At 67.3% G+C, this 16,518-nt stretch carries 15 protein-coding genes; 4 read left to right on the top strand and 11 right to left on the bottom strand.

What is annotated here, in order from left to right; genetic code table 11:
- Window positions 1-38: 38 nt before the first annotated feature.
- Window positions 39-395 (top strand): GFA family protein, encoded by a 357-nt coding sequence (locus tag B9Y64_RS01210; RefSeq protein ID WP_100439167.1) that lies wholly within the window; start codon window positions 39-41, stop codon window positions 393-395.
- A gap of 23 nt (window positions 396-418) precedes the next feature.
- Complete coding sequence (locus tag B9Y64_RS01205; RefSeq protein ID WP_100439166.1) at window positions 419-1,195, top strand: DUF4349 domain-containing protein; 777 nt, start codon at window positions 419-421, stop codon at window positions 1,193-1,195.
- 35 nt (window positions 1,196-1,230) lie between these two features.
- Here the strand turns inward: B9Y64_RS01205 and B9Y64_RS01200 are convergent, their stop codons facing one another.
- Window positions 1,231-1,524 (bottom strand): hypothetical protein, encoded by a 294-nt coding sequence (locus tag B9Y64_RS01200; protein WP_005415831.1) that lies wholly within the window; start codon window positions 1,522-1,524, stop codon window positions 1,231-1,233.
- 68 nt (window positions 1,525-1,592) lie between these two features.
- Window positions 1,593-2,537 (bottom strand): LysR substrate-binding domain-containing protein, encoded by a 945-nt coding sequence (locus B9Y64_RS01195; protein ID WP_100439165.1) that lies wholly within the window; start codon window positions 2,535-2,537, stop codon window positions 1,593-1,595.
- A 115-nt stretch (window positions 2,538-2,652) separates the two neighbouring features.
- On the opposite strand from B9Y64_RS01195, the gene B9Y64_RS01190 reads away from it, so the two are divergent.
- The gene (locus tag B9Y64_RS01190) at window positions 2,653-3,525 is read left to right on the top strand and encodes a DMT family transporter (RefSeq protein ID WP_100439164.1); all 873 of its coding nucleotides are present in this window, start codon (window positions 2,653-2,655) and stop codon (window positions 3,523-3,525) included.
- Between the two features lie 490 nt (window positions 3,526-4,015).
- Here the strand turns inward: B9Y64_RS01190 and B9Y64_RS01185 are convergent, their stop codons facing one another.
- The 3 genes from B9Y64_RS01185 to B9Y64_RS01175 all read right to left on the bottom strand — a co-directional run bounded on the left by B9Y64_RS01185 (window position 4,016) and on the right by B9Y64_RS01175 (window position 7,191).
- On the bottom strand, window positions 4,016-4,918 hold the full coding sequence (locus tag B9Y64_RS01185; RefSeq protein WP_100439163.1) for a peptidylprolyl isomerase: 903 nt from the start codon (window positions 4,916-4,918) through the stop codon (window positions 4,016-4,018).
- A 281-nt stretch (window positions 4,919-5,199) separates the two neighbouring features.
- Window positions 5,200-6,507 carry a polyhydroxyalkanoate depolymerase gene (locus B9Y64_RS01180; RefSeq protein WP_100439162.1) on the bottom strand — a complete coding sequence of 436 codons (1,308 nt, stop codon included), beginning with the start codon at window positions 6,505-6,507 and terminating at the stop codon, window positions 5,200-5,202.
- A 93-nt stretch (window positions 6,508-6,600) separates the two neighbouring features.
- Window positions 6,601-7,191: a class I SAM-dependent DNA methyltransferase gene (locus B9Y64_RS01175; RefSeq protein ID WP_100439161.1), complete on the bottom strand. Its 591-nt coding sequence runs from the start codon at window positions 7,189-7,191 to the stop codon at window positions 6,601-6,603.
- Window positions 7,192-7,340: 149 nt separating this feature from the next.
- Between B9Y64_RS01175 and B9Y64_RS01170 the strand changes: the two genes are divergently transcribed.
- Window positions 7,341-7,796, top strand: a complete 456-nt coding sequence (locus B9Y64_RS01170) for a CopD family protein (protein ID WP_100439160.1) — start codon at window positions 7,341-7,343, stop codon at window positions 7,794-7,796.
- Between the two features lie 181 nt (window positions 7,797-7,977).
- Here B9Y64_RS01170 and B9Y64_RS01165 read toward each other — a convergent pair whose 3' ends face one another.
- The 6 genes from B9Y64_RS01165 to lpxA form a co-directional block, all read right to left on the bottom strand.
- Window positions 7,978-8,937: an acetyl-CoA carboxylase carboxyltransferase subunit alpha gene (locus tag B9Y64_RS01165; protein ID WP_100439159.1), complete on the bottom strand. Its 960-nt coding sequence runs from the start codon at window positions 8,935-8,937 to the stop codon at window positions 7,978-7,980.
- A 113-nt stretch (window positions 8,938-9,050) separates the two neighbouring features.
- Window positions 9,051-9,920, bottom strand: coding sequence for a hypothetical protein (locus tag B9Y64_RS01160; protein ID WP_100439158.1), 870 nt, complete (start codon window positions 9,918-9,920; stop codon window positions 9,051-9,053).
- 64 nt (window positions 9,921-9,984) lie between these two features.
- On the bottom strand, window positions 9,985-13,575 hold the full coding sequence (gene dnaE / locus B9Y64_RS01155) for a DNA polymerase III subunit alpha (RefSeq protein ID WP_100439157.1): 3,591 nt from the start codon (window positions 13,573-13,575) through the stop codon (window positions 9,985-9,987).
- 237 nt (window positions 13,576-13,812) lie between these two features.
- Complete coding sequence (locus B9Y64_RS01150; RefSeq protein WP_100439156.1) at window positions 13,813-14,472, bottom strand: ribonuclease HII; 660 nt, start codon at window positions 14,470-14,472, stop codon at window positions 13,813-13,815.
- The gene (gene lpxB / locus B9Y64_RS01145) at window positions 14,469-15,728 is read right to left on the bottom strand and encodes a lipid-A-disaccharide synthase (RefSeq protein ID WP_100439155.1); all 1,260 of its coding nucleotides are present in this window, start codon (window positions 15,726-15,728) and stop codon (window positions 14,469-14,471) included. The genes B9Y64_RS01150 and lpxB overlap by 4 nt, the downstream gene beginning before the upstream one ends.
- Window positions 15,725-16,516 carry an acyl-ACP--UDP-N-acetylglucosamine O-acyltransferase gene (gene lpxA / locus B9Y64_RS01140; protein WP_100439154.1) on the bottom strand — a complete coding sequence of 264 codons (792 nt, stop codon included), beginning with the start codon at window positions 16,514-16,516 and terminating at the stop codon, window positions 15,725-15,727. The genes lpxB and lpxA overlap by 4 nt, the downstream gene beginning before the upstream one ends.
- Window positions 16,517-16,518: the final 2 nt, after the last annotated feature.

Below are 16,518 nucleotides of genomic sequence, written 5' to 3'. Positions count from 1 at the left end.
ATGGGCGCAGACAAGGACCCTCCAGCGGAGCGCAGGACATGGAATACCAGGGAAGCTGCCATTGCGGCAGGATCGCATTCACCGTACAGGCCGAGGCGCCGATCAGCGACGTCATCGACTGCAACTGCTCGATGTGCCGCCGCCGCGGCAGCCTGCTGTGGTTCGCCCCGCGCGCGGCGTTCCAGCTGGCCACCGATCCGGCGGACGTAGCCACCTACCACTTCAACAAGGCGCATATCGACCATCACCATTGCCGCGAGTGTGGCGTCGCTCCCTATAGCGAAGCGCTCGACCCGCGCACCGGCACGCCGATGGTGGCGGTGAACGTGCGCTGCGTGCCGCAGGTGGATCTGGCCGGTCTTTCGGTGACCTCCTACAACGGAGCCGCACTGTGAGGCCGCTGCGCGCGTGGACGCGCATGGTGGCAGTGCCGGTGCTGCTGCTGGCACTGGCAGCCTGCGCCAGGAACGGTGAGCACGCGGCAGAAGCGGGCGCCAGCGCAGCCGATGCCGCTGTCGCTTCGCCGGAAGGCGCATTCCTCGCCTACGAGCATGACGTGCAGGTGCAGCTGGAGGCGGCGCAGATCGCGCCGCGCATCCAGCAGATCGCCCAGGCCTGCCAGAGTGCGAAGTTCGGCGACTGCGCGGTGCTGCAGGTCGATCAGCGCAGTGGCGAGCAGCCCAGCGGCGAGGTCAAGGTGCGGATTGCACCGAAGGGCGCCGAGCCGTTGATCGCGATGGCCGGTGAGGGCGGTAAGCTGCAGTCGCGCAATACGCGCGCCGAGGATCTCGCACAGGCCGTGGCCGACACGGCACTGACCAAGGCGCGATTGGAGAAGGAGCACGCGCGGCTGCTGTCCTACCAGGACCGCAAGGACCTGAAGATTGAAGACCTGATGGCGATCACCACGCGCCTGTCGGAGATCGAGGCGGGAGTCGAGCAGGCCAACAAGGACGCCGCGCAGCAGCGCCGGCGCATCGATACCCAGCTGGTGACGATCCACTTCGACACCACCTCGGGCCAGCGCAGCCGCAGCGAGATCGGCGAGGCGCTGAGCGAGTCGGGCAGCATCCTCAGCAGCAGCATTGCGTTCCTGATCCGCGCCATGGCGGCCCTGCTGCCGGTGGCGGTGCTGGCCCTGGTCGTGGCCTGGGGCGTCCGGGCCTGGTGGCGTCGCCGCCGCCGCATGCCGTAATCCCGTGTATCCGCCGGGCCATGCCCGGCGGAATCTCAGCCCTCGTCGGTCTCGTACTCGACGAACACATCCAGCTCCAGCGCCAGTTCCTGCACCGCATCGCGCACCTTCTGCGCGGTGCTTTCATTGCCGACTTCCACTTCCAGCTCATGGATGCCCGGGCCGATGTCATCGGACAGCCCCGCCGAACTGGAATCGTCGTCGTCCATGTGCGGCATCAGGTCGTCGGTTTCCTCGACATGTTCAATGCCGTCCAGGCCGAGCAGCAGGTCGCTGATGGCGCGGGCGTCGTCTTCGGTTCCGGTGATGCGCAGTCGCAGCATGGCCATGGCGTAGATACGTTGTGGGTTCGCCAGCAGCCTAGCCAGGGGGAAGCAAAGAACGGGTGAGGGCGTAGTCAGGCATGCGTGGCCGGGCGCCCGAGCAGGCTGTCCGGCAAGGCCGGGATCGGCGTGCGTTCGTCCTGCGCCTGCTCCAGCAACCAGTCGATGAACAGGCGTGCGGCCGGGCTGGGCGGTTGTCCTTCGGCATGCACCACGTGATAGGCGTAGCGCGCCTTCAGCGCCGGGCCGGGCAGGCGCACCACCTCGTAGCGCTGCAGGTAGGGCTGGGCGATGTGGGTGCGCGCCAGCACCGCGCCCATGCCATACACCGCCGCACGCATCGCATCGGTGCTGTCGGCGAAGGTATGCATCGGCGGCAGGGGCGACGGTGGGCGCACACCGGCGTGGCGGAACCAGTCACGCCAGCCCTGCGGCGACAGATCGGTCAGCAGCGGCAGGTCGGCGATGCGCGCCGGATCGGCCAGTGTTTCGACCCCGGCCAGTGCCGGTGAGGCCACCGGGAACAGGTAGTCATCCATCAGGTGCTGCGCACGCAGGCCCGGCCATTGGCCCAGGCCATAGCGGATGCCCACTTCCGGCCCGTTGTCGTCGTAGCGGTCCAGGCCGCTGCCGGTATGCAGTTCGATGCGGATGTGCGGATAGGCCTGGGTGAAGCGTGGCAGTCGCGGCAACAGCCAGCAGTAGGACAGCGAGCGCAGCGTGGTGATCCGCAGCGGCACGCTGTCGGCATCCGGCTGCAGGTGATGGGCGACCGCCGCGACATCGGTGAAGGCGGCGCTGGCGGCGTCGGCCAGCTGCCGGCCCTCGGCAGTCAGGCGCACGCCGCGGGCGTGGCGCAGGAACAGGCGTACTTCCAGCACTTCTTCCAGACGGCGCACATGGTGGCTGACCGCGCTGGCGGTCAGGTGCAGCTCCTGCGCAGCCTGGGCGAAGTTCTGGTGGCGCGCCGCGACCGCGAACACGGCCAGGGCGGGGAGCAGGGAAGGGCGCAGCTGCATGACGAGCCTCAAACCATTTTTGTGGCTGGCAGCGATACTACGCGCTTGTGCGGCGGGCGTCTGCGCCCGATCCTGTCTGCCTTGGCGAGGAATGGACGATGGACGGAGGCAGGGTATGAACGCGGTCCCACAGGTGGCTGAGCGCGATTGGCGCACGCCGCTGGAATTGACCCTGCTGGGCGCCATCTGGGGCTGCTCGTTCCTGTTCATGCGGGTGGCGGTGCCGTCGTTCGGCCCGTTCGCGCTGGTCGAGGTGCGGCTGGTGCTGGGTGCGCTGGTGCTGCTGCCGTTCCTGTGGCGCGCCCGCGCACAGTTTCCGCCGCGGCGCTGGCTGTGGCTGGCACCGATCGGCCTGATCAACTCGGCGCTGCCGTTCGTGCTGTTCGCCTATGCCGCCGAACAGGCACCGGCCGCGATCGGTGCGATCTGCAATGCGATGACCGTGCTGTTCGCCGCGCTGATCGCCTTCCTGTTCTTCGGTGAAAAGATCGGCATGCGCCGCGCTGGCGCGTTGCTGGTCGGCTTCGCCGGCGTGGTGGTACTAGCCACGGCCAAGGTCTCGGGGCTGAGCATCGGCACCGCAGTGCTGGCCGGTGCGGCGGCCTCGCTGCTGTACGGACTGGGCGTGAACCTGGTGAAGCGGCACATGACCGGCCTGCCATCGGCAGCGGCGGCAGCGGCGACGCTGTCGTGCGCCTCGCTGTGGATGCTGCCGATGGCGGTGACCCACTGGCCGCAGGCGGCAATTCCGCTGAAGGCGTGGGGCGCGGCGATCGCATTGGGCGTGGCCTGTACCGGATTGGCGTTCCTGATGTTCTACCGCCTGATCGGTCGTATCGGCCCGTCACGCGCATCGACGGTGACCTACCTGATTCCGCTGTTCGGCGCGGCGTTTGCGTGGTTGTTCCTGGGGGAGCCGGTGACGCTGCAGATGCTGGTGGCGGGTGCGTTGATTCTGGGTAGCGTGGCGGTGAGTCAGAAGGGCTGAGGCGCTTTGCACGTGGCACGTGGCACGTGCTGAAGGGGCTTCATTGTTCATGGGCGTTACTTTTCTTTGTACGCAAAGAAAAGTAACCAAAAGAAACGTTCCGCCAGCCGCGAGCCGGTGCTGCGCACCGGTACCCTGTGCTCCTCGGCGCGCTCAAGGCGGACTGGAAGATCAAGATCAACGGCAAAGGCATCCACGCATGGCGTGGATCTACTACGTGCAGCTGCGGCCTTTGATCTTGGGTCCGCCTTGAGCGCGCCGAGCATCGCAGGGGTATCAGGGGCGAAGAGGTGCCGATGTCTGAGCGAAGCGAGTTCGGCACCGTCCCCTGATTCACCGAGAAGCGCAGGGCACCGACGTGCGAAGCACGGCGGCTCGCGACTCGGCGGCGCGCTTCTTTTGGTTACTTTTCTTTTCGCGCGAAAAGAAAAGTGACGCCCATGAAAGGTGAAGCCCCTTCAGCACGCGCCACGCGCAGGAAACCCCGCTCCTACCGCACCGGCACCGGAATATTGCAAAGATCGATATGCCCCGCCGGGCGCTTGTAGAAATCATCCACGCGATTGCGGCGTGCCTCGACCGTATCGGCGAAGGTCTTCGAGTCGGTTCGCAGGACCTGGAGCGGTGTGCGCTCGGCCGCCGGCACGTCGCTGGCCCGGCGGATCGACACGATCGGCGTGCGCAGCTTCGGGTCGGCATAGAAGCCCATCGACGCCGGTCCGCGCGGGGTTGCACTGAGCAGCTCCATGCCCTTCAGCACGCGGCCGACCAGGGTGATGTTGCGGTCCAGCTGGCGCGGCGATTGGCCGGTCACCACGTACAGTTCAGCACCGATGCTGCTGTCTTCCTCGTTGCTGCGGCCCGCGCCCAGCATGCCGTAGCAGTGCGCCAGCCAGGCCTTGCCGGCCTGCGGATCCTGGCCGACCGGGAAGCCATCGACGAAACCGGTCTGCGCGGCCCAGCCATCGCGGTCCGGCAGCACGCTCACCTTCAGGCCGGCGCTGGCGCGTTCGAACTCGGCCGGCAGCTTGCGTGCGGCACTGCCGAACGGCTTGGCCTTGGCCGCATCATCGGCGTCGGCATCGCCGAACTGCACCACGAAGTTGTCCTGCGAACGGTAAATGCTGGTGCCATCCCAGAAATGTTCGTGGGCGAAGGTCTGGATGTTGGCCACATGGCGCGGGGCGAACTGCGGCGCCAGCTCGATGATTACCCGCCCGCCCGGCAGGTCCATGTACAGCAGGTTGGCCGGGTCCGGCGTGCGCCAGTCGCTGGCCGCCGAGGCATCAAGGATCTGCTGCGGGCTGCGGTAGGGCGAGGCTGCGTTGGCCAGGGCGGGCAGCAGGCAGGCGAGAGCGAGGGCGGTCAGGGCAAGGCGACGACGGTGCGGCATGGGAACCCCGGAACATGAACGAGGCTTCGATTCTGCGCGAGCGGCCCGTTCTCGCCAACCGGCACGAGGGTTGACGACACATCCGCTGTACCGGACTTCACACGACTGGGGACTTCAATGGAGTGCAGGGCCGGTGGTGCTGGCCCGGGCTGGGGTCGGATCCCTGTTCGCAGAACAGGGCTCTGATCCCGGATCCCATCAGGCTGGGGTCAGAGCCCTTTCCGTTGGAAAGGGATCCGACCCCGTAGGGCCGAAGAAGCACCGCCGGCCAGTGGCCGGCATTACCCTGCCTTGCGCCGCAACGGGGTGACGTTGCTCTTCTTCCTGGTGGCCTTGGCTGCCGGCGCCTCGGCATGCGCGGCGAAGAAGTCGCGCACCTTCGGGTACACCACCTCGCGCCAGCGACGGCCGCTGAAGATGCCGTAGTGGCCGGCACCTTCGACGATGAAATGCTCGCGGCGCTCAGCCGCAATGCCGGTGCACAGCGCCTGCGCGGCTTCGGTCTGGCCGAGGCCGGCAATGTCGTCCAGCTCGCCTTCGATGCTCAGCAGCGCGGTGTCACGGATCGCCGACGGATCGACCTTCTCGCCGTTGACCACCCACTCGCCGCGCGGCAGCAGGAAGTCCTGGAACACTACGCGGATGGTATCCAGGTAGTACTTGGCCGGCATGTCCAGCACCGCGTTGTACTCGTCGTAGAAGCGACGGTGCGCGTCGGCGTCTTCCAGATCGCCCTTGACCAGGTCGGTGTAGAAATCCCAGTGCGAGCTGAAGTGGCGGCTCGGGTTCATCGACAGGAAGCCGGCGTGCTGCAGGAAGCCCGGGTACACCCGACGGCCGGCGCCGGGATAGCTGGCCGGTACGGTGTGGATGACGTTGTTCTCGAACCACGACAGCGGGTTCTGCGTGGCCAGGTTGTTCACTGCGGTCGGGCTGCAGCGCGCATCGATCGGGCCACCCATCATCACCAGCGTGCGCGGCGTCGGCTCGCCACGGCTGGCCATCAGCGAAACCGCAGCCAGCACCGGTACGGTCGGCTGGCACACGCTCACCACGTGCAGGCGCTCCACGCCGAGGTGGCGGATGAACTCCTGGATGTAGGCGATGTAATCGTCCAGGCCGAATTCGCCTTCGCTGGACGGCACCATGCGCGCGTCGACCCAGTCGGTCACGTACACGCGGTGGTCGCGCAGCAGCGTGCGCACGGTATCGCGCAGCAGGGTGGCGTGGTGGCCGGACAGCGGCGCCACCACCAGCACGAACGGCTGGTTGAGCATGGTGTGCAGCTGGTCGGCTTCATTGCTGTGGCGCTTGAAGCGCAGCAACTTGCAGAACGGCTTGCTCACTTCCTCGTGCACGACGATCGGCACGCGCTCGCCATCGACCTCGATTTCGTTGATGCCCCACTCGGGCTTCTCGTAATCCTTGCCGATGCGGTGGAAGAGCTCATTGACCGCGGCCAGGCGATCGGCACCCGGCATCTGCGACCACCAGTGGCCCGGGTTGGCGAAGAACTTGGCGTTGGCCTGGGCCTGATGCACCCAGGGGGCGAGCAGGTTGCGGGTCAGTTCGTGCAGTTGATAGAGCATGACGACCGAATATGTATGGTCATATGTTGCCGCGCAGCATATCCCATCCAGGTGTCCCGCAGGTTAAGTTGGCTGAAAATAATGAATCCGGATTCACATCCGTTCCAGCGCGGTCGCATCGCCTGCCAGGGCGGGGCCGAGCCAGCAGTGCGACCCGACCGGCTGCAGCCCGTGCCGGGCCAGCGTGCGGCGATACCAGCGCGCCGGGCGGGCCTGGAAACCGTCGTGGTCGCCCTCGAACGCGTCCTCGGCGGCGAAGGTCTCCAGGAAGGCCACGCCGCCGGTCAGCTCGGCCACGCCGGCCAGGCCAGCGCTCAGCTCGCGGTTGGGCACGTAGTGCATCACGTCCGAGCAGACCAGCAGGTCGACCGGAGCACAGGGCCGCAGCCAGGCGAAATCGCCGAAGCGGGCCAGGTGCAGGTTGCGGGTCCTGCCGTAGCGGCGCACAGCGTACTCGCTGCTGTCGAAGCCGAGGTATTCGACCTTTGGACGCAGCTTCAGCAGCGGCGCACGCCAGGCGCCTTCACCGCAGCCGATGTCCAGCACGCTGCGGATCGGGCGCTCGAGGTAGTACTCGGCACTGGACACGGCCAACGCGACCTTGCGCGCCAGGCGGGCGCTGCCACCGATGTCGGCAGCGCGGTACCAGCGTTGGAAGTAGGCGGCGTCGTAGGTCTTGTCCATGGGGCGGTGCGCGGTCGGGGAAAACGGCGCCTATCGTACGGTGTTGCGGCGCGCCATGCGTCGATGTGTCGCGGCATGCGTGCCTGCGGCGGCTTCGCCACGGCATGCGAGAATGGCCGCCAATCTACGCCAGCCGCCGGAGCGAGCGCATGCAGAGCTACTACTGGGTGAAGACCTTCCACATCGTGTTCGTGGTGGCGTGGATGGCCACCGTGTTCTACCTGCCGCGCATCCTGGTCAACCTGGCCGAGACCGCAGGCCAGCCGGCGGTGAGCGAGCGCCTGCAGCTGATGGGCCTGCGCCTGTACCGCTTCGGCCATTCGATGTTCGGCCTGGCGTTTCTGCTCGGCCTGGTGCTGTGGCTGGGCTACAAGGTCATTCCGGACTTCCCGACCATGGTCGCCCCGAGCGGCGCCGGCTGGCTGCACGCCAAGCTTGGCCTGGTCGTACTGCTGCTGGTGTATTTCATCTGGATCGGGCGCCTGCTCAAAGGCGTGGCCAAGGGCAGGGCGCTGCCGTCGTCGCGCGCGCTGCGCTGGATCAACGAGATCCCGCTGCTGGCCTTCATCCCGATCGTGTGGCTGGTGCTGGCCAAGCCGTTCTGAAGCGCCGTTCCCCGTAGAGCCGAGCCATGCTCGGCTTACGCGTGCTGTGTGTGGCGTTCCAGTAGATCCACGCCATGCGTGGATGCGGTGCGCCGAACGCCCTTGTAGCGTCGAGCCATGCTCGACTGCTTCAATCAAAAGCAGCCGAGCATGGCTCGGCTCTACAGGTATCGTGGCCGAATCAGGCCGCTTCGTAGGTGCCGTAGCTGCGCAGGCGCGTGTAGCGCTGCTCCAGCAGCTGTTCGGTGGACAGCTTGTCCAGCGCGTCCAGTTCGTTCAGCAGCACTGCCTTCAGGCGCTTGGCCATCTGCGTCGGGTTGCGGTGGGCGCCACCGGTCGGCTCGCGCACGACCTTGTCGACCAGGCCCAGGCTCTTCAGGCGCGGCGCGGTCAGGCCCAGCTGTTCGGCGGCATCCTTGGCCTTGCCGGCATCCTTCCACAGGATCGAGGCGCAGCCTTCCGGCGTGATGGTCGAGTACACCGAGTATTCCAGCATCACGGTACGGTCGCCCACGCCCAGTGCCAGCGCGCCGCCGGAGCCGCCTTCACCGATCACGGTGCAGATGATCGGCACCTTCAGCTCGGCCATCTCGATCAGGTTGCGCGCGATCGCTTCGGACTGGCCGCGCGATTCGGCGTCGATGCCCGGCCAGGCGCCAGCGGTGTCGATCAGGGTCAGTACCGGCAGGCCGAAGCGTTCGGCCATCTTCATCAGGCGCAGCGCCTTGCGGTAGCCCTCCGGCTTGGGCATGCCGAAGTTGCGCTTGATCTTTTCCTTGGTGTCACGGCCCTTCTGGTGGCCGATCACCATCACCGCGCGGCCATTGATGCGGGCCAGGCCGCCCATGATGGCCTTGTCGTCGGCGAAGGCACGGTCACCGGCCAGCTCCTGGAACTCATCGCAGATGATGCGGATGTAGTCGGCGGTGTACGGACGCGACGGATGGCGGGCCAGCTGCAGCACCTGCCACGAGGTCAGGTTGCGGAAGATCTGCGCGGTGCGCACGCGCAGCTTGTCCTGCAGCGCATGCACTTCCGCCTCGACATTGACCGCCGGCCCGGCACTGGCGTTGCGCAGTTCCTGGATCTTGGCTTCCAGGTCGGCGATGGGTTGCTCGAAGTCGAGGTAGTTCGGATTCATCGGAAGCCGTCGTGTAAAGAAGGGGGGAATTCTAGCCGAATGCGTGCAAACCACCCGTACGCCTTCGTCTGGAAGGCGACGGTAGCGCAGCCGGGCAGGGCGCGCCAGTCAGCTCAGGGCACCACCAGGGCGCTGCGGCCCATCAGCTGGCTGCGCTGGGAGACGAAGTCGTTGTAGGCCTCGTTGGCGTCCCGGCCCAGCGTGCTGCCCAGGGTGGCGGTGGCCGAGGTGAACGCCATCTGCGCGGCGAAGTCCTGCTTGCGCAGGGCCTTCTGTTCATCGGCGGTGGTGGCCTTCAGCCAGCGCGCATAGACCTCGCGCAGCGGCGCGGCATGCGCCTCGAAGGCCGGCACCAGCGCCGGCAGGCTGGCCGGGGCCGGTTCCAGGCTGAACACCGGGGCCACGTAGCCGGCCGGCTGCTCGCGCTTGAACGCGCCGGGCTCGCCCATGCCTTCTTCCACGTAACTGATGAAGTCGGGGGCGGTGAACACCTTGGCCACGATCTGGCCGCCGCTGGCGTCGACGTGGGCCACCACCTTTTCCTTCGGGAAGGGTTCGCGTACGCCGTAGGTCCACGTCTTGTCGATGAACAGCGCGTGGCTCTTCTCGAACGGGCCTTCGAAGTCGACGCCACCCAGCTGGATACCGCTGTTGCCGACACCGAAGTTCTTCGCCTTGCTCTCGTCGGTGACGTAGATCTCGCGGGCGATCACGTACTCGCTCAGGGTCGGGTTGATCAGGCCGCCACGGCCGTCGACGTAGACGATGAAGCGCACATCACCCAGCTTTTCGGTGTGCAGGCGATGCTCGCCGATGGCCAGCGAGACCGGGCGCGAGCCCTGTGCGGCCACCGGCAGGTCCTGGCCGTCGATGCTCAGGGCCAGCGGCGTGTCGGTCGGGTTGTCGATCTGGAACTCGATCTTCGACGGGGAGCAGGCGGCCAGGGCCAGTGCGGCAGCGAACGGGAACAGCAGGGTCTTCATCGGCAATCGTCCTTGATACTTGGAACGGGGAAACGGGGGAGACAGGAAAACCAGGGAGCCAGCCTCAGCTGGCCCATGGCGGGCTGTAGCGCACCTTCAGCGTGCGCACGGCCGGGTCGGCGCGCAGCGCCTCCATCAGCTTGGAATCGATGCGTACCGCGCTCTGCCCGGAAACATCGAGCATGCCGGCGACGCCGCCCTGCGGGCCCTTCAGCAGCAGGTCCAGGCGCAGCGGCGTCCGGCCCGGGCGATGGCGGTCGAGCAGGGCGTCGATGCGCTCCCAGACCGGGCGCTGCTGGCGCAGGTCCAGGCGCAGCGACAGCCGCGTGGCGTAGTTGGCGCAGACTTCGTCGAAGTCCCAGCACTGGCGGATGCGCAGCGCGAAACCGCCGTTGAATTCATCCTCGCGCAGGCCGCCCTTGACCACCAGGATGCGGTCCTTGGTCATCAGGTGACCGAACTCGGCCATCGCGTCGGAGAACGCGCTGCACTCGACGCGGCCGCGGCCATCCTCCAGCTGGATGAAGATCTGGCTCTCGCCCTTGCGGCGCACACCGACCACCTGGCCGGCCAGCACGGTCTGCACTTCCGGGCGCCAGCGCTTTTCGCCGCCGCCACCGCCACCACTGTTGGCGCTCCAGATCTTCTCCACCGAACCCAGGTCGTTGCCGACCAGGTCGCGCACATCGTCGCGCCAGGGATCGAACGGGTGGCCGCTGAGATAGAAGCCCAGCGTGTCGCGCTCGCCGTTCAGGCGCTGCAGCAGCGGCCATTCATCGGCTTCGGGCAGGTCCAGCTGGATCGTGGTTGCGCTCGGGTCGGGGCCGCCAAACAGCGAGTTCTGGCCCGACGCGCGTTCGCGTGCCATCTGGTCGGTGGCCTTGATCACTTCCGGCAGCTGCAGCATCAGCGACGCCCGGTTGTGGCCCAGCTCGTCCAGTGCGCCGCAGTTGATCATCGCTTCCAGCGTGCGCCGGTTGAGCTTGGCCGAACCGACGCGGGTGCAGAAGTCCAGCAGGTCCTTGTAGTCGCCGCCCTTCAGGCGCTCGTCCACCACCGCCTCGCAGGCACCCTGGCCGACGCCCTTGATCGCGCCCAGGCCGTACTGGATGGTGTCCGGCGTGACCGCTTCGAACATGAAGGCAGAGTGGTTCACCTTCGGCGGCAGCACGGTCAGGCCGAGGTTGCGCACCTCGTCCAGGAAGCCGACCACCTTCTCGGTATTGTCCAGGTCCGAGGACAGGGTGGCCGCCATGAATTCGGCCGGGTAATGGCGCTTCAGCCACGCGGTCTGGTAACTGACCAGCGCGTAGGCCGCGGCATGCGACTTGTTGAAGCCGTAGCCGGCGAACTTCTCCATCAGGTCGAAGATCGCATCGGCCTTGGCCTCGTCCACGCCGTCCTTGGCCGCGCCTTCGCGGAAGATCTCGCGGTGCTTGGCCATTTCGGCCGGGACCTTCTTGCCCATCGCACGGCGCAGCAGGTCGGCGCCGCCCAGCGAGTAGCCGCCGACGATCTGCGCCATCTGCATCACCTGCTCCTGGTACACCATGATGCCGTAGGTGTCCTTCAGGATGGCTTCGGTGCGCGGATCGGGATAGATGATCTCTTCCTGGCCGTGCTTGCGCGCGTTGAAGGAGGGAATCAGGTCCATCGGGCCGGGGCGGTACAGCGACACCAGCGCGATCAGGTCTTCGAACCGGTCGGGGCGGGCGTCCTTCAGCAGGCGGCGCATGCCCGAGGATTCGAACTGGAATACCGCGCCGGTGTTGCCGTTGGCGAAGATGTCCTTGTAGGTGGGCGTGTCGTCGAGCGGGATCGCGGCGATGTCCACCGGCGGGATGCCGGCGCGCGCGTGGCGCTTGTTGATCGCCTTCACCGCCCAGTCGATGATGGTCAGCGTGCGCAGGCCGAGGAAGTCGAACTTCACCAGGCCGACTTCTTCCACGTCGTTCTTGTCGAACTGGGTGACGGGATTCTTGCCGAGGCCGTTCTCGTCATGTTCGGCGTACAGCGGGCAGAACTCGCTCAGCGGCTCGGGCCCGATCACCACGCCACCGGCATGCTTGCCGGCGTTGCGGGTCAGGTCTTCCAGCTGCAGCGCCAGGTCGATCAGGTCGCGGACATCGTCCTCGGTCTCGTAACGCTGGATCAGTTCGGCCGAGGCCATTTCCGAGCTGGGGCCTTCCTTGCCCTTGCCCAGCGCATCCTTCAGGTGGATGCCCAGGATGTTCGGGATCAGCTTGGATACACCGTCGACCAGGCCGTACGGGAAACCGAGCACGCGGCCGGAGTCGCGCACCACCGCCTTGGCGGCCATGGTGCCGTAGGTGATGATCTGGCTGACGCGCTCGCGCCCGTACTTGCGCGCAACGTAGTCGATCACCTCGTCGCGGCGATCCATGCAGAAGTCGATGTCGAAGTCGGGCATCGACACGCGTTCCGGATTGAGGAATCGCTCGAACAGCAGGTTGTACGGCAGCGGGTCCAGATCGGTGATCTTCAGCGCCCACGCCACCAGCGAGCCGGCACCCGAACCACGGCCGGGGCCGATCGGGATGCCCTGGTTCTTGCCCCACTGGATGAAGTCGGCCACGATCAGGAAGTAGCCCGGGAAGCCCATCTTGATGATGGTGTTGAGCTCGAACTCCAGCCGCTCGAAGTACTCTTCGCGGGTCTTGCCCGGCGCCAGCGGATTCTTCTCCAGGCGCTCTTCCAGGCCGTCGCGCGACATCTTCTGGATCCAGGTGTCCAGGGTCTCGTCGTCGGGTACCGGGTAGTTGGGCAGGAAGTAGGTACCCAGCCGCATCTCGATGTTGCAGCGCTCGGCCAGCGCCAGCGTGTTGTCGATCGCATCGGGGATGTCGGCGAACAGCGCGCACATCTCCTCGGCCGACTTCAGGTACTGCTGGTCGCTGTACTCGCGTGGGCGCTTGGGGTCGTCCAGCACGCGGCCGGTGGAAATGCACACGCGCGCTTCGTGCGCGCTGAAGTCCGACGGCGACAGGAAGCGCACGTCGTTGCTGGCCACCACCGGCAGGCCACGCTGGCCGGCGGCCATCAGCGCGAACTGGTTGAAGGTTTCCTCGCCCTCGCGGCCGGTACGGGTCAGCTCCAGGTGCAGGCCATCGCCGAACACGCGTTGCCAGTCGGCCAGCTGCTGCTCGGCCAGCTCATGCTTGCCGTCCAGCGCCAGGCGCCCGGCCAGGCTCTGCCGGCCGGCCAGCGCGAACAGGTTGGCGTTGCCGGCCTTCAGCCAGTCCGGATGCACGGCTACGCCGCCTTCCGGGCGATGGCCTTCCATCCAGGCGCGGGTCAGCAGCCGCGACAGGCTCAGGTAGCCCTCGCGATCACGGCACAGCAGGGTCATCCGCCACGGATCCTGGCCTTCCTCGGCGATCAGCACGTCGGCACCGGCGATCGGCTTGATGCCCACGCCTTCGGCGGCCTTGTAGAACTTGACCAGGGCGAACAGGTTGTTGAGGTCGGTCACCGCCAGCGCGGGCAGGCCGAGCTCGACGGAGCGCGACAGCAGGTTGGCCTGCTTGGCCTTCTTCGGGTCCGCCTGGTCCGGCTTGGCCGGCACGCGGATGGTCGAGTCCGCCAGCGAGAACTCGGTGTGGACGTGGAGATGTACGAAGCGGGAGTTGGACATGCCGGACCAGGTTGGAGCGCGCGGGCCCCGGGTGCTGACGGAGGTTCGTCGCCGGGGTCGGGAAGCGCTGGAGTGCCCGGTCAGGGTAGCGAGGGCAGGGAGAGGCGACAAGCTCTTGACATGCCCCGGAAGACGACCGGGTTCAGGCGTGCGGGAGACCGTTTCCTGTAGGGCCGAGCCCACGCTCGGCTGCTGCGGGCAGCCGAGCGTGGGCTCGGCTCTACAACTGCCTGAGGTTCAGGCGATCGTGGCGCCCTGTGCGACCTGCAGGCATTCACGCACCGGGGCGAAGCTGCGCCGGTGCTCCGCGCACGGGCCGTGCGCGCGCAGGGCGGCCAGGTGGGCCGGGGTGCCATAGCCCTTGTGCTGCTCGAAGCCGTACTGCGGGTGGCGGCTGTGCACGTCCAGCATGTAACGGTCGCGCGAGACCTTGGCCAGGATCGATGCGGCCATGATCGCGCGATCGATGCCGTCGCCGCCGACCAGCGCCTGCGCCGGCAGCACCAGGCCCTTGGGCACCACGTTGCCATCGATGCGGGCGAAGCCGGCCACATGGGCGACCGCCGCAACGACCTCACGCATGCCCTGCAGGGTGGCCTGGTAGATGTTCAGGCGGTCGATGGTGTCCACGTCCACCAGCACCACGTGCCAGGCCAGGGCACGCTCGATGATGCGGTCATGCAGCTGCTCGCGGCGCGCCGCGGTCAGCTGCTTGGAGTCATCCAGGCCATTGATCCGTGGCCGGGACGGGTCGAACACCACCGCCGCCACCGCCACCGGCCCGGCCAGAGGGCCACGGCCGGCCTCGTCGACCCCCGCGACCAGGCGCTCCGGCTCGACCACTGCGGCGCCGTCGAACAGGGCCAGGCTGGCCGCAGCGGCATGGCGACGGCTCATGCCGCTGCCTGGTTGCGCATCAGCAGCTCGCCAACGGCGTCGGCGGCGCGTGCCGAGGCATTGCGACGCAGGCGCTCGTGCAGGCGTGCGTAGGTGCCCTGCAGGTCGGTCACCCGTTGGGGATGGTCGAACCACTGCTGGATGGCGGCGGCCAGCTTGTCCGGCGTGCAGTCGTGCTGCATCAGCTCCGGCGCCAGGTCCTGGCCGGCCAGGATGTTGGGCAGGGCGAAGCGGTCGACCTTGATCAGGCCAAGCGCCTTGACCAGGCGATAGGTCAGCTCGTTGACGCGGTAACCGACCACCATCGGCCGCTTCACCAGCATCGCTTCCAGGGTCGCGGTGCCGGAGGCCAGCACCACCACGTCGGCTGCGATCATCGCGTTGCGCGCCTGGCCATCAAGCACGTGCGAGTAGGCCACCGGCAACGCCGAGCGTGACAGTTGTTCTTCGATCAGCTGCCTGCATGCCGGGTTGGCGGCAGGCACCACCACATGCAGGCCCGGAATCCGTTCGGAGACCTGCCAGGCGGCTTCGAAGAACGGTTCCCCCAGGCGCGAAATCTCGCCCAGGCGGCTGCCCGGCAACACCGCCAGCACCTTGGCCGAGGTCGGCAGTCCGAGTGCGGCGCGTGCTTCCTCGCGGCTGCCCTGCAAGGGAATGTCATCGGCCATCGGGTGGCCGACGAAGCGCGCATCGATGCCATGCCTGGCATAGATCGGCGGCTCCATCGGGAACAGGCACAGCACCAGGTCGGCGCTGCTGCCGATCTTCTCGGCGCGCTTTTCGCGCCAGGCCCAGACCGAGGGGCTGACGTAATGCACGGTGCGCACGCCGCGCTGCTTCAGCCAGCGCTCGATGCCCAGATTGAAGTCGGGCGCGTCGATGCCGATGAACACGTCCGGCTGCCATTCCAGGGCGCGCTGGCGGAACGCCGAGCGCAGCTTGAGCAGGCGTGGCAGGTGGCGCAGTACTTCGGTCAGGCCCATCACCGCCAGCTCGCTGGCATCGTGCCAGGTCTGGCAGCCGGCGCTGCGCATGGCATCGCCGCCGATGCCGGCGAACTCGGCATTCGGGAAGCGCGCTTTCAGTTCACGCACCAGGCCCGCACCGAGCAGGTCGCCGGACGCTTCGCCGGCGACCAGCGCGATCCGCAACGGGCGCTCGCTGAGCACCCGCTGCGCGGGAACGCTGCCGGCCATCGAGGCCAGCGGGATCACCGCGGCGCCGGCCGGCGCCTGGCCGGTGGTGCTGCTCATCGCAGCAACGGCCTCTCAGCGTGCTCGATGAAGTCCAGCATGGCCTTCACATCATCGCTGTCACGCGCCTGTTCGGTCAGCTGCTGTTTGGCCTCGGCCAGCGGCAGGCCCGCGACGTACAGCGTGCGGTAGGCGCGCTTGATGGCCGAAATGCGATCGGCGTCGAAGCCGCGTCGCTTCAGGCCTTCGCTGTTGATGCCGCGCGGACGTCCCAGTGAATCGGTACCGACCATGGTGAACGGCGGTACATCGCCATTGGTCAGCGCGCCCATGCCGAGGAAGGCATGCGCACCGATGCGGCAGAACTGGTGGGCACCGGCGAAGCCGCTGATGATCACGTAGTCGCCCACGGTGACGTGGCCGGCCAGGGTGGTGTTGTTGGAGAACACGCAGAAGTTGCCGACATGGCAGTCGTGTGCCACGTGCGTGTAGGCCAGCATCCAGTTGTCGTTGCCGATGGTGGTGATACCGCCGCCGCCGCCGGTGCCACGGTTCAGCGTGACGAACTCGCGGAACACGTTGCGGTCGCCGATCACCAGTTCGGTGCGCTCGCCGGCGAACTTCTTGTCCTGCGGCTCGCCACCGATCGCGGCATGGCCGACGAAGCGGTTGTCGCGGCCGATCCGCGTCGGGCCGTGGATGCTGCAATGGGGGCCCACCACCGTGCCGGCGCCGATTTCAACGTCGGGGCCGATCAGGGTGAAGGCGCCCACCTGGACATCGTCGGCCAGGCGCGCGGCCGGATCGATGACGGCGGTGGGGTGGATCCGCGGTGCGTTGTCAGTCATTG

The sequence above is a fragment of the Stenotrophomonas maltophilia genome (assembly GCF_002799245.1).
GTDB lineage: Bacteria > Pseudomonadota > Gammaproteobacteria > Xanthomonadales > Xanthomonadaceae > Stenotrophomonas > Stenotrophomonas maltophilia_S.
Note: the sequence above shows the minus strand (reverse complement) of the source record. Positions and strands in the feature narration are given on the sequence as shown.